5 protein-coding genes are annotated in these 13,749 nt (G+C 70.8%); 2 read left to right on the top strand and 3 right to left on the bottom strand.

Annotation, left to right across the window (positions count from 1 at the left end; genetic code table 11):
• The first annotated feature begins 66 nt into the window (after nt 1-66).
• Nucleotides 67-5,568, top strand: a complete 5,502-nt coding sequence (gene pulA, locus AC3EN4_RS21555; RefSeq protein ID WP_435207525.1) for a pullulanase-type alpha-1,6-glucosidase — start codon at nt 67-69, stop codon at nt 5,566-5,568.
• 63 nt (nt 5,569-5,631) lie between these two features.
• On the opposite strand, the gene AC3EN4_RS21560 is transcribed toward pulA, so the two are convergent.
• From AC3EN4_RS21560 to AC3EN4_RS21570, 3 genes are all read right to left on the bottom strand, one after another.
• A complete protein-coding gene (locus tag AC3EN4_RS21560) occupies nt 5,632-7,278 on the bottom strand; it encodes a hypothetical protein (RefSeq protein ID WP_435207526.1) in 1,647 nt (548 codons plus the stop codon).
• Between the two features lie 337 nt (nt 7,279-7,615).
• Nucleotides 7,616-9,628, bottom strand: a complete 2,013-nt coding sequence (locus AC3EN4_RS21565) for a right-handed parallel beta-helix repeat-containing protein (protein WP_435207527.1) — start codon at nt 9,626-9,628, stop codon at nt 7,616-7,618.
• A gap of 514 nt (nt 9,629-10,142) precedes the next feature.
• Entirely contained in the window at nt 10,143-11,624 is a 1,482-nt protein-coding gene (locus AC3EN4_RS21570) for an aminopeptidase P family protein (RefSeq protein ID WP_435207528.1), read from the bottom strand.
• A 133-nt stretch (nt 11,625-11,757) separates the two neighbouring features.
• Between AC3EN4_RS21570 and asnB the strand changes: the two genes are divergently transcribed.
• Nucleotides 11,758-13,719 carry an asparagine synthase (glutamine-hydrolyzing) gene (asnB, locus tag AC3EN4_RS21575; protein WP_435207529.1) on the top strand — a complete coding sequence of 654 codons (1,962 nt, stop codon included), beginning with the start codon at nt 11,758-11,760 and terminating at the stop codon, nt 13,717-13,719.
• Nucleotides 13,720-13,749: the final 30 nt, after the last annotated feature.

Raw genomic sequence — 13,749 nt, forward strand, 5'->3', positions numbered from 1 at the left:
AAGGTATTGCAGATCTTTTCGGCAAGGGTTAGCGTGCGGCCAATCACGACCAGAGGAAGGCCGTCGATGAAACCCCCGCCGATCCCGCGTACCGCCCTGCTCGCGCTCGCCTGCCTGCTCACCTTCACCCTCGTCGGTACGCCGGAGTCTGCGCGTCCCCTCGGCGCCGACGCCGACCCCCGCCCGACCAGCGCCGACCCGCTGGCCACGGCCGGTGCCGTGCAGTGGCGCGACGAGCCGACCGCCGACGCGCTGCTGGCCGCCGGCGCCGACACCGCGCCCGCCGAACAGTTCTACTTCGTCCTGCCGGACCGGTTCGCCAACGGCGATCGCCGCAACGACTCCGGTGGGCTCACCGGTGACCGGCTGCGCACCGGGCTCGACCCGACCGACAAGGGCTTCTACCACGGCGGTGACCTCAAGGGCGTCATCGACAAGCTGGCCTACATCCAGGGTCTGGGGACCACCACCATCTGGCTCGCCCCGATTTTCAAGAACCGTCCGGTGCAGGGCAAGGGGAACGACATCTCGGCCGGCTACCACGGCTACTGGATCACCGACTTCACCCAGGTCGACCCGCACTTCGGCACGAACGCTCAGCTCAAGGAACTGGTCTCGCTGGCGCACCGGCGGGGCATCAAGGTCTACCTCGACGTGGTGGTCAACCACACCGCGGACGTCATCAAGTACGCCGAGGACCGCTACGCCTACGTGGACAAGGCCACCTCGCCGTACACCGACGCGCAGGGTCGGGCCTTCGAGGACCGCAACTACGCCGACGGGAGCCGGGAGTTCCCGACCGTGGACGCGGGTGCCGGACCGTACACGCCGGTCTTCCCGGAGCCGGGCGACGCGACCGTGAAGGTGCCGGCCTGGCTCAACGACGCCAGCATGTACCACAACCGGGGCGACTCCACGTTCTCCGGCGAGAACAGCGAGTACGGCGACTTCGGCGGCCTCGACGACCTGTGGACCGAGCGTCCCGAGGTGGTGCGGGGGATGACGAAGGCGTACGGCGACTGGATCGGCGCGACCGGCGTGGACGGGTTCCGGCTGGACACCGTCAAGCACGTCAACATGGACTTCTGGCCGCAGTTCACCCGGGGCGTCGAGCGGGCCGCCGAGAAGGCCGGCAAGAAGGACTTCTTCGTCTTCGGCGAGGTCTACAGCGCCAACCCGGAGGTCACGTCGGCGTACGTGCGGCAGGGCGGTCTGCCGGCCACCATCGACTTCGCGTTCCAGGAGGCCGCGCGGGGCTACACGGCGGGCGCCGGCTCGGCGAAGGCCCTCGCCGACGTGTACGCCCGGGACGACCTCTACGCGGCCCGGGACACCGACGCGGGTCGGCTGACGACCTTCCTCGGCAACCACGACATGGGCCGGATCGGCTCGTTCATCGCCGGCGGCGGTACCGACCCGGCCAGTCACCTGCGCCGCGACCAGCTCGCCCACCAGCTCATGTTCCTCACCCGCGGCCAGCCGGTGGTCTACTCCGGTGACGAGCAGGGCTTCACCGGCCCCGGCGGGGACAAGGACGCCCGGCAGGACATGTTCGCCTCGAAGGTGCCCGACTACCTCGACGACGACCTGCTCGGCACCGACCGCACCCACGCCAGCGACCAGTTCGACACCGGCCACCCGCTGTACCGGACGATCGCCGAGCTGGGTCGGCTGCGCCAGGCGCACCCTGCGCTGCGCGACGGTATCCAGGTCACCCGGTACGCGGCCGACGGTCCCGGTGTGTTCGCCGCCTCCCGCGTCGCGCCCGCGGACCGGACCGAGTACCTCGTCGCCGTGAACAACGCCGAGACCGCGCAGACTGTCAGCGTGGACACCTGGTCGGCCGGCGCCACCTTCACCGGCATCTACGGCGCATCCGCCAGCGCGAAGGCCGGCGGCGACGGGAAGCTGACCCTGACCGTGCCGCCGCTGTCGGCGGCGGTGTACCGCGCGGGCAGTCCCGTCGCCCGGCCGAGCGGCACGCCGACCATCGCCATCACCACCCCCGCGCCGGACGCGTCGGTGGCCACCCGCGCGGCGGTCACCGCGAAGGTGACCGGCGACCCGCTGGCCACCGTCACCGTGGCGGCGCGGGTCGGCGGCGGCCGGTGGACGTTGCTGGGCAGCGCCGACCACGCGCCGTACACCGTGCACCACGACCTGACCGGTCTGGCCGGCGGCACCCGCGTCGAGTACCGCGCCGTTGTGCGGGACGGCCGGGGCCGCACCGCCACCGCCCGGTCCGTCGCCGTGGTGGGCACGCCCGAGCGGGGTGGGTCCCGGGAGTGGGCGGTGGTGCACTATCAGCGTCCGGCCGGTGGGTACGACGACTGGGGGCTGTACGCCTGGGGCGACATCGACCCGGCGTACGTCACCGAGTGGCCCAAGGGGCAACCGTTCGCCGGGGAGGACTCCTACGGCCGGTTCGCCTGGGTGAAGCTCACGCCGGGCGCGAAGTCGGTGGGTTTCGTGGTGGTCGACAAGAACGGCACCAAGGACGTCGCCCAGGACCGCAGCATCGACGTGACGGCCACCGGTGAGGTCTGGCTCAAGCAGGGTGACCCGGCGATCTACCCGAGCCGGCAGGCGGCCACCGGTCAGCCGGACCCGACGGTCGAGGAGGGCACCGCGGTGATCCACTACCGGCGGGCCGACGGCAACTACGACGGGTGGGGCCTGCACCTGTGGGACGGGGCGGCCAAGCCGACCGACTGGGCCAGCCCGTTCGCGCCGACGTCGATCGACGCGTTCGGCGCGGTGTTCCGGGTGCCGCTGGCGGCCGGGGCCACCGGGCTCAACTACATCATCCACAAGGGCGACACCAAGGATCTGCCCGACGACCAGCGGCTCGACTTCGCCAGCGCCGGCCGGGAGGTGTGGCTGCTGGCCGCCACCCCGGGGCGGCTGCTGCCGTCGACCGCGACCAGCGCCGGCGGGGACACCGACATCGCCACGCAGAAGGCGCACTGGATCGACCGGTCCACCATCGCCTGGCAGACCCCGCCGACCGACGGTCGGGTGTACGCCCTGGTGGCCGCCCCCACCGGTGGGGTGAGCGTCGTCGACGGGGAGCTGTCCGGGACGTACACCAGTCTGCCGTTGCGCGCGCAGCGCAACGGGCTCACCGAGGCCCAGCGGGCGGCGTTCCCGCACCTGTGGTCCCACCGGGCCTTCACCCTCGACCGGGGTGACCTGGCGAAGGTGCCGGCGGCGCTGCGCGGGCAGCTCCTGGTCACCGAGCGCGACGCCCAGGGGAAGCTGCTCGCCGCGACCGGCGTGCAGATCCCCGGCGTGCTCGACGACGTGTACGCCCCGGCCACCCAGGTCACGCTCGGTCCGACCTTCGCCGGCCGGACACCCAGCCTCGCGCTCTGGGCGCCGACCGCCCGGACGGTGGAGCTGGACCTGTTCGACTCGCCCACGGCCACGCCGAAGACCGTGCCGATGCGCCGAGACGACCGCACCGGCGTCTGGTCGGTACGCGGCAGTCACGCCTGGACGGGGAAGTACTACCGCTACCGGGTGCAGGCGTGGCAGCCGGCCGTGCAACGGATGGTCACCGCCTCGGTCACCGACCCGTACTCGGTGGCCCTCGCGGCGGACTCCACCCACAGCCAACTCGTCGACCTGGACGACCCGACGCTGGCCCCGCCCGGGTGGCGCACGCTGCGCAAGCCGGCCCCGGTGCCCGCGTCGAAGGCGCAGATCTCCGAACTGTCGGTGCGCGACTTCTCCATCGCCGACGAGACCGTGCCGGCCGAGCGGCGGGGGACGTTCCTGGCGTTCACCGACCCGGGCACCGCCGGCATGCGGCACCTGCGGGCGCTCGGCGACGCCGGTGTCACCCACCTGCACCTGCTGCCGGCGTTCGACTTCGCCACGATCCCGGAGAAGCGGGCCGACCAGCGCCAGCCGGCCTGTGACCTGGCGGCGCTGCCGCCGGACTCGGACCAGCAGCAGAAGTGCGTCGCGGCCGTCGCCGACACCGACGGTTACAACTGGGGGTACGACCCGCTGCACTACACCGTTCCGGAGGGGGGTTACGCCCTCGACCCGAGCGGGGCGGCGCGGACCGCCGAGTTCCGCCGCATGGTGGCCGGGGTGAACGACGCCGGCCTGCGGGTGGTCATGGACGTGGTCTACAACCACACGGCGGCGGCCGGCGTCGACGCCAAGTCGGTGCTCGACCAGGTGGTGCCCGGCTACTACCACCGGCTGCTCGACGACGGCACGGTGGCCAACTCCACCTGCTGCGCCAACACCGCGCCGGAGCACGCGATGATGGGCAAGCTGGTGGTCGACTCGCTGGTCACCTGGGCCCGGAAGTACAAGGTGGACGGTTTCCGGTTCGACCTGATGGGCCACCACCCGAAGGCGAACATCCTGGCCGTGCGTCAGGCCCTGGACAAGCTGACCCTGGCCCGGGACGGCGTGGACGGCAAGGCGATCATGCTCTACGGCGAGGGCTGGAACTTCGGCGAGGTCGCCAACGACGCCCGGTTCGAGCAGGCCACCCAGGCCAACATGGCCGGCACCGGCGTCGGCACGTTCAACGACCGGCTGCGCGACGCGGTCCGCGGCGGCGGTCCGTTCGACGCGAACCCGCGTGCGCAGGGCTTCGCCTCCGGGCTCTACACCGACCCCAACGGCGATGAGGTGAACGGGTCGGCGGCCACCCAGAAGGCCCGGCTCCTGCACGCCCACGACCTGATCAAGGTGGGCCTGGTCGGCAACCTGCGGGACTACCGGTTCACCGACACCTCGGGGCGTACCGTCACCGGGGCCCAGGTGGACTACAACGGCTCGCCCGCCGGGTACACCGCCGCGCCGGGGGAGGCGGTCACCTACGTCGACGCGCACGACAACGAGATCCTGTACGACGCGTTGGCGTACAAGCTGCCGCAGGACACCAGCGCGGCGGACCGGTCCCGGATGCAGGTGCTGGCGCTGAGCACGGTGGTGCTGGGGCAGGGCACCGGGTTCGTCACCGCCGGCACCGAACGGCTGCGGTCGAAGTCGTTGGACCGCAACTCGTTCAACTCCGGTGACTGGTTCAACCAGATCCGCTGGGGCTGCGCCAACGGCAACGGGTTCGGTGTCGGCCTGCCACCGGCACCGGACAACCAGGACAAGTGGCCGTACGCCAAGCCGCTGCTCGCGGACCGGGCCCTGGTGCCCGACTGCGCGGCGATCGACACCACCGACGCCCGGTACGCCGAGCTGCTGCGCATCCGGGCGTCGTCGCCGGTGTTCGGGCTGAGCAGCGCGGAGCAGGTGCAGCGGCGGGTGGCGTTCCCCCTCTCCGGCGAGTCGGAGACCCCGGGTGTGCTGACCATGACCCTGGACGCCCGCGGCCTGGGTGGGGCGTGGACGTCGCTGACGGTGGTCTTCAACGGCACCCCGGAGAAGACGACGCAGACCGTGCCCGGCCTGCGGGGCGCGGACGTGGCGCTGCACCCGGTGCTGGTGAACTCGGCCGACCCGGCGCTGCGCAAGGCGTCGTTCGACCGGGCGGGCGGGACCTTCACGGTGCCGGCGCGCAGCGTGGCGGTGTTCGTCCAGAAGTGAGCGGGGACCGGCCCCCTTCCGCGTCGTGCGGAAGGGGGCCGGTCTCTTGTTGGTGCGTGGTGCTCAGGCGAAGCAGTTCTCGATGGCGCCGCCCGGGATGGCCAGGCAGTTCGTCGGGCGGTTCGCGGTGATGGCGGACTTGTCGTCCACGTTCACCGGCCCGAAGAAGGTGAACACGCCGCCCGGCGCGAAGGTCGAGAAGTTGTTCGCGACCTTCGTCTTCGACAGGTTGACCTCGCCGAAGATGTTGAAGATGCCGCCGCCGACCCCGATCGGGCCGATGGCCCGGTTGCCGACGACCTCGCTGTCCCGCAGCGTCAGGACGCTGCCGGCGTTGAAGACCCCGCCGCCGAAGAAGCCGGCGGTGTTCTCCTTGATCCAGCTGTCCTCGACGGTCACCGCGCTGTCGAAGGCGATGGCGAGACCGCCACCGACCCCGGCGGTGCTGTTCTTCGCCACCGTCACCTTGTGCAGGTTCAGCTGGCTGTCCGCCGCCGCCAGACCACCACCGGCGAGGACCGCCGTGTTCGAGGTGATCTCGGTGTCGTACGCGGTGGTGTTGCCCTCGATGTCGAGGTAGCCGCCGCCGAAGCCCAGCGTCTCGTTGTCGCTGATCACGGTCTTCTTCAGCTCGACCGTGCCGCCGTCGACGTCGTCGGTGAAGATCCGCGCGGCACCGTTGGAGATGCCGCCACCGCCGATGATCGCGGTGTTGTCCTTGATCTTCGACTCCTCGACCTTGAGCAGGCCGGCGTTGAACACACCGCCGCCGAAGAAGAACGCGGTGTTGCCCGCGACGGTGCTGTGCCAGATCTTCGTGGTACCGAAGTTGGCCACACCGCCGCCGTTGCCGCCGGACTGGTTGAGGACGACCTCGGACTCGATGATCTCGGCCGAGCCGCCCGGCTGCACCAGGATGCCCGCGCCGTCGTTGTCGTCCGGGTACTCCACGAGCGGCGTCACCGCGCCCGGCGCCGCCTTCGTCGCGGCCTTCGGCGTCACCTTCGGCGCGGCCTTCAGGCCCGCCTTCGGGTTGGCCTGCCGCGCGGTGAGGGCCTGCTCCAGCGGAGTGCCGGCCTTCACCTGCGCCGCGATCGCCTCGGAGTCCGAGTAGGACGCCCAGACGGCCGCCGGCTCGACGGCGGTGAACAGTTCCAGGGTCTGACCACCCTTGACGGTCAGGCCCTTGATGGTGAGGTGTCCGCCCGCACCGACGTTGAAGATGCGGAAGTAGTCGGCCGTGGCCTCGCGGGCGATCGTGGTGTGCTCGCCCTTCAGGGTGATGTTCTCGGTGATGACCGGCAGGCCGTTGCCCTGGTAGTCGTTGCGGCTCAGGTTGTAGGTGCAGCCCTTGGCCAGCTCCAGCACACCGCCGTGCTTGTTGTTGGCGAACACGATCGCCTGGATCAGCTTGTCGGTGTCGCAGGGCACCTCCTTCCCACGCTCGTGGTCCTTGTCCCGGTCCTTGCCCTTGTCCTTGTCCCGGTCCTTGTCCCAGTCACGACCCTCGTCACCGTGCTGGTCGCCGTCCTTGCTGACCTGCGCGGTGTTCCAGTTCAGGCCGACCGCCCCGGCGCTGCCCGCGACGCCCACCGCCGCGAGGCTGATCACGCCCGTCAGACCGGCCACGCCGCTGGCGAGCCAGAGCTTGCGACGGCGTTTGGCCGTCGCCCGCCCGGAGGCTTCGTTGTTCGTTAGGTAGTTGGACATCGGAGCTCTCTGCCCTCTCCTCGTACCAGACAGGGTCGCCGCCCTCAGACGGTCGTCCCCTGCTACAAATCGGTTGTAGCTCCCAAAAACACCGTATGAGAATGTTCCTCGCCTCACGGGCGTATCCGAAACAACCCCACATTCGGTTCATGTTGGCGCTGGTGGCTCGGTCGGGCACGGTCGACGCCGTTGGTGGCGGGATGGCCCGGAGGCCCCGTCCGGGCACACCGCCCCCCAGCCGGGCCGTCAAGCCCCTGACCAGCCCAAATGGGTACGCCCCTCCGCGCCGCAACGGGCTCGGAGGGGCGTACCCTCTATGTGGTTCAGCCCCACCCGGTCAGGCGAAGCAGTCCGGAACGTTGAAGCAGTTGGTCGGGCGGTTCGCCGTGACCGCGGAGTCGTCGTCCAGCGTCACCGTGCCGCCGAGGCTGTTGAAGATGCCCCCCGGCGCGAGGGTGGCGAAGTTGTGCGCCACCGTCGTCCGGCGGAGCGTGACCTCGCTTCCCTCGGTGTTGAGGATGCCGCCGCCCCGGGCGAACGGACCGACGGCCCGGTTGCCGACGACCTCGCTGTCGCGCAGCGTCGTGCGGCTCTCGTCGTTGAAGAGGCCGGCACCCCCGGACCCTGCGGTGTTCTCCTTGATCGCCGTGTTCTCGATCGTCGCGGTGCTGTCGGAGACGACCGCCAGACCACCACCGTCGCGGCCAGCGCTGTTCCTGGCCACCGTGGCCTGCTTCAGGGTGAGCTGGCTGTCTGCCACGGCGACGCCGCCGCCGTCCAGGACCGCTGTGTTGTCGGTGACCTTCGTGTCGTGCAGGGTGGTGCTGCCCTCGACGTCCAGGACGCCGCCACCGAAACCGAGCGTCTCGTTCTCGGTGATCTCGCTCTTGTAGACCCAGGCCGCGCCGCCGTCGACGCCCTCGGTGCGGATGTCGGCCGCGCCGTTGGCGATGCCGCCGCCACCGATGATGCCGGTGTTGTCCTTGATCGTGGACTCGTCGACCTGGAGCACCCCGGCGTTGAAGACACCGCCACCGAAGAAGAACGCGGTGTTGTGCGCCACGGTGCTCTTGCCGAGCCGCGTCGAACCGAAGTTCGCCAACCCGCCGCCGTTGCCGCCGGACTGGTTGTAGAGCAGTTCGCTGTCCAGGATCTCGGCCCGACCCCCGGGCTGGACGAGCACCCCGGCGCCGTCGTTGAAGCCGGGGTCCGCCACCAGCGGCACCGCCGTGCCGGCCGCCGGGGTCGTGCCGACCGCCGCGGTGACCGTGGCGGCGGGCTTGGCAGCCGCACCCTTGGCCGCTGCTGCCGTGGCCGCCGTCTGCTCGGCCGCCGCTGCCTTGACCGCTGCCTGCTCGGCCGCCGCTGCCGTGGCCGCTGCGGTCTGTCCGGCTACCGCCGTGGGCGTCGCCGTCTTGGTCGCCGCCGTGGCGGGGGCCGTCGGCTGCGCCGTCTTGGTCGCCGCCGTGGCCGGTGCCGTCTTGGCCGCCGCCTTCGTGGCCGCCGCCGCGTTGGCTGCTGCCGCCGTCTTGGCTGCCGTGGCCGTCTTGGCCGCCGTCGCCGTCGCCGTCGCCGTCGCCGTCGCCGTCGCCGTCGCCGTCGCCGTCGCCGTCGCCGTCGCCGTCGCCGTCGCCGTCGCCGTCGCCGTCGCCGTCGCCGTCGCCGTCGCCGTCGCCGTCGCCGGCTTCGCTCCCGTCGCCGTCGCCGTCGCCGTCGCCGGCTTGGCTGCCGTCGCCGGCTTGCCGGTGGCGCCGGTCGCCGTGGTGGTCCGGACCGAGGTCGAGTACGGACCCCAGACCGTCGCCGCCTCCACCATGGTCGGCTGCCGGATGGTCTGCCCACCCCTGATGCTCAGGCCCTTGAGGGTGAGGTTCCCGCCCGGACCGACGTTCAGGATCCGGAAGTAGTCGGCGTCGGCCGCGCGGCCGATGACCGTGTGCTCGCCCTTGAGGGTGATGGGTTCGGTGATCACCGGAAGGCCGTTGCCGTCCTGGTTGCGGGTCAGGGTGTAGGTGCAGCCCTTCGCCAGTTCGAGGACACCGCCATCGCCGCTGTTGGCGAAGGTGATCGCCTGGATCAGCTTGTCCGAGTCGCAGGGCACCTGCCTGGTGCGCTCCTTGTCGTGGCGCTTGTCGGCACCACCGCGATCGTCGAAGCCGCTCCAGTCGTCGCCGCTGGACTCCTCGTCGCCGCTTGCCTTGCCCTCGTCGGCGTTCCCGCCGGCGTCGCTGACGTTCTGCCGGTTCGTCGACGGCTGGGCGTCGGACACCCGGTCGGAGGTGGGCTTGTCGTCCCGCGCGGCGACCCCGCCGAGGGCGGCCAGGCCCACCACCCCGGTCAGACCGGCCACGCCGGCGACCCAGAGCGCCCGTCGTCGTCGTGTCGGCGGCGGTGCCGTAGAGGCGCCGCCCTCGGTACTCGTTATGTCATCGGACATCAGAGCCTTCCGCCCTTCCTGCTACCAGAGGGGGTCGCACCGCCCGCAGCGCCACGACCAGCTACAAATGGGTTGCAGCCTCTGATGCCCACCGTATGAGAACTATCTTCGCGAGGCGGACGTATCCGAGAAAACCCCGCATATGCCTCACGTTGGGGCACGCGCCGCTAACGGGCCGGGCTGCCCAGGAAAGGGCGTGAGCAGGCCAAACGCCCTGGAAGACGGCAACGTGGTCAGGCGTGCGGGAGGCGCGGGTCGCTCGGCGCGGCGTGATCCACTCGGGTTCTCGGAAGACGCGGTATTCCAGCGCTCTCGACGCCCCTACATCACGGAAGCCGAGTCGATCAAGTCCGGGCCGGGCGGGCGGACGAAAGAGGCCGGGCCGGACGTGGTGACGTCCGGCCCGGCCGAGGGTCGTACCCGAGGGTCAGCCGGGCAGGCGGGGGCCGGCCTCGCGCTGCTCGGCCAGCCAGGTCTCCACCTCGTCGGAGGTGCGCGGCAGGCCGGCCGACAGGTTCACCGCGCCGGTCGCGGTGACCAGGACGTCGTCCTCGATGCGGATGCCGATGCCGCGCAGTTCGGCCGGGACCAGCTCGTCCTCGGGCTGGAAGTAGAGACCCGGCTCGACGGTGAGGACGTAGCCCTCACCCAACGCGCCGTCGCGGTACGTCTCCTTGCGGGCGTTCGAGCAGTCGTGCACGTCGATGCCGAGCATGTGACCGAAGCCGTGCAGCGTCCAGCGCCGGTAGACCGAGGACTTCTCGTCCATGGCCTCGTCCACGCTCACCGGCAGCAGGCCCAGCTCGGCCAGACCCTCGGCGAGCACCCGCATGCAGGTCAGGTGGACGTCCTTGAACTTCACGCCCGGACGGATGGCGTCGATGCCGGCCTGCTGCGAGGCGTACACGATGTCGTAGACCTGGCGTTGCAGTGCGGTGAACCGGCCGTTGACCGGCAGCACCCGGGTCACGTCGGCGGTGTAGAGGTTGCGTCCCTCGACGCCCATGTCCATCAGCAGCAGGTCACCCGGGCGGGTGGCGCCGTGGTTGTGCACCCAGTGCAGGATCGTGGCGTGCTCGCCGGCGCCGACGATCGAGCCGTACCCGACGTCGTTGCCGTCGTGCCGGGCGCGCAGCGCGAAGATGCCCTCCAGCAGCCGCTCGGAGACGGCCCGGTCGGCCGGCAGGATGCGGGCCACGTCCTCGAAGCCGCGGACGGTGGCGTCGATGGCGTCCTGGAGTTGGCCGATCTCCCACTCGTCCTTGACCAGCTTCAGCTCCGAGATGGCGATGGCCAGCTCCCGGTCGCGGGCCGGCTGCCCCTCGGCGCGCGGCCCGTCCCAGGGACGCACGGCCGCGTCCACCTGGGCGTCGAAACCGCGCAACACCCGGGTACGCCTCGGAGCGAGGTCAGCCAGCGCCGCCTCTAGGCCGCTGAGGTCGGCGGTGGGCAGGCCCAGCTCGGTGGACTTCTCGCCGAGGGTGTGCCGCCGGCCCACCCACAGCTCACCGTGCCGGCTGCGGAAGAACTCGTCGGTCTCCCGCGACGAGCGGGGCCGCATGTACAGCGTCGCGTCGTGGCCCGAGCCGTTCGGGCGCAGCACCAGCACGCTGTCCGGGTCGTGGTCGCCGGTCAGGTAGGCGAAGTCGCTGCCCGGCCGGAACGGGTAGGCGGTGTCGTTGGCGCGTACCTTCTCGCCGCCGGTCGGGATGACAAGCGTCTCGCCCGGGAAGGCGGCCGACAGCGCGGCCCGCCGCTTGGCGTAGTTGGGGACCTCGGGACGCGGCGTGACCGGGAGCTCGGTGTCGCGCCAGCCCTGCCGCATGAACGACAGGAACGCCTCCGGGAAGTCCGGATCGTGCGATTCCGTGCCGTCTGTCGGCGTGCCGTCGGTGCGTTCCTCGGTCATTGCGCCGCTCCCTTCCGCTCGTGGCTGGTCCCGACGGTACCGCGCGCCCGGTTCGCGGTGGTGTCGGCCGGGAGCGCCCCCGAACGGCGGACGGCTGCGACGGGCCGGTGGAGCGCGTGGAAAGATGACGACCATGTGCGGACTCCTGGCCCTCTTCAGCGCGAACGGCAACGCCGCCGCGCACCGCGACCACATCGCCGGAGCATTGGAATGCCTGCACCACCGGGGCCCGGACGAGACAGGGGTCGAGGTGGTCGGCGACGCGTCCGGCCGGTACGCGGACGGAGTGTTCGCCCACAAGCGGCTCGCCATCATCGACGTCGCGTCGAGTCACGAGCCGCTGCCGTACGCGAACGGCCGTTACCTGCTGACCTTCAACGGTGAGATCTACAACTACATCGAGTTGCGCGACGAGCTGATCCGGGACTTCGGTGCGCAGTTCGCCACCGCCGGTGACGGCGAGGTGATCGTCGCCGGCTACCACTACTGGGGCGAGCAGGTGCTCACCCGGCTGCGCGGCATGTTCGCCTTCGTCATCTGGGACCGGCAGGAGCGGCGCGCGTTCGGGGCCCGCGACTACTTCGGCATCAAGCCGCTGCACTACCTGGAGACCGCCGACGGCCTCTACCTGGCCTCGGAGAAGAAGGCGCTGCTGCCGTTCGCGCACAGCAACTACCAGGGCGACGCGGGCGTCGACGCGGCCAACCTGAGCCACTACCTGACCCTGCAGTACGTGCCGGAGCCCGGCACGCTGCACAAGGGCATCAGCCGGATCGGCTCGGGGGAGTACCTGACCTGGACCCCGGGCGGGCGGATCGACGTCCGGCGGTGGTACCGGCCGGTGTTCCGGCCCGCGCCGGTCGACGACGAGCAGAAGCTCTACCACGAGATCCGCGAGACGCTGCGCGAGAGCGTGCGCATGCACATGCGCTCGGACGTGCCGGTCGGCTCGTTCCTGTCCAGTGGCATCGACTCGACCGCCGTGGTGGCGTTGGCGCGGGAGTTCAACCCGAACATCCTGACCTTCACCGTCGGCTACGACGTCCCGGGCTACTCCGAGATCGACGTCGCCCAGGACTCGGCCCGGCACCTGGACGTCACCACCATCCCCACCAAGATCGGTCCGCAGGACATGATCGACGCGCTGCCGAAGATCGTCTGGCACCTGGACGACCCGGTGGCCGACCCGGCGCTGGTGCCGCTGTACTTCGTGGCCAAGAAGGCCGCCGAGCACGTCACTGTGGTGCTCTCCGGTGAGGGCGCCGACGAGTTCTTCGGCGGTTACACGATCTACCGCGAGCCGCTGTCGCTGGGCGCCGTCAACGGTCTGCCCGGTGGCGTGCAGAAGGGCCTGCGCGCGGTCTCCAAGGCGATCCCGCAGGGCGTCAAGGGCAAGAGCTTCCTGGAGCGTGGCACCACCCCGATCGAGGAGCGCTACTACGGCAACGCCCGGATGTTCACCGAGGAGGAGAAGCAGCACCTGCTGCGTCGCTACGACCCCTCGGTGCGCTACACCGACGTGACCGCCCCGATCTACGCCGAGTGCACCGAGCTGGACGACGTCACCAAGATGCAGTACGTCGACCTCTACACCTGGCTGCGCGGCGACATTCTGGTCAAGGCCGACCGCATCTCGATGTCGCACTCGCTGGAGGTGCGGGTGCCGTTCCTCGACCGCGAGGTGTTCGACGTCGCGGCGAAGATTCCGGTCGACCTGAAGCTGCCGCCACGCTCCGACGCCACCAAGTACGCGATGCGCCAGGCGTTGCAGGGTGTCGTCCCGCCCGCGATCGTCAACCGCAAGAAGCTCGGCTTCCCGACCCCGACCCGGGTCTGGCTGCGCGGCGAGATGTACGAGTGGGCCCGCCACGTGCTGAGCACGTCCGGCGCGGGTGACCTGCTCGACCTGTCGTACGCGCTGCGGCTGCTCGACGAGCACAAGCGGGAGGAGTTCGACCACTCCCGCAAGGTGTGGACCGTGCTGATCTTCTGCATCTGGCACGCCATCTTCGTGGCCAAGACCCTCGACCCGGGCATCCAGCGCAACCAGTCCGCTCTGCTCACGAAGCCGGTGGTCGGTTCCATGGTCCGCTGACCCGCGGCCCCACCCTGTCGATCAAGAGGT

It is taken from the genome of Micromonospora sp. bgisy143, assembly GCF_057708145.1.

Bases quoted from the DNA above. Each gene is read 5' to 3' on its own strand.
- AC3EN4_RS21560 (WP_435207526.1), bottom strand. From the start codon at position 7,278: ATGTCCAACTACCTAACGAACAACGAAGCCTCCGGGCGGGCGACGGCC.
- asnB (WP_435207529.1), top strand. From the start codon at position 11,758: ATGTGCGGACTCCTGGCCCTCTTCAGCGCGAACGGCAACGCCGCCGCG.
- AC3EN4_RS21570 (WP_435207528.1), bottom strand. From the start codon at position 11,624: ATGACCGAGGAACGCACCGACGGCACGCCGACAGACGGCACGGAATCG.
- pulA (WP_435207525.1), top strand. From the start codon at position 67: ATGAAACCCCCGCCGATCCCGCGTACCGCCCTGCTCGCGCTCGCCTGC.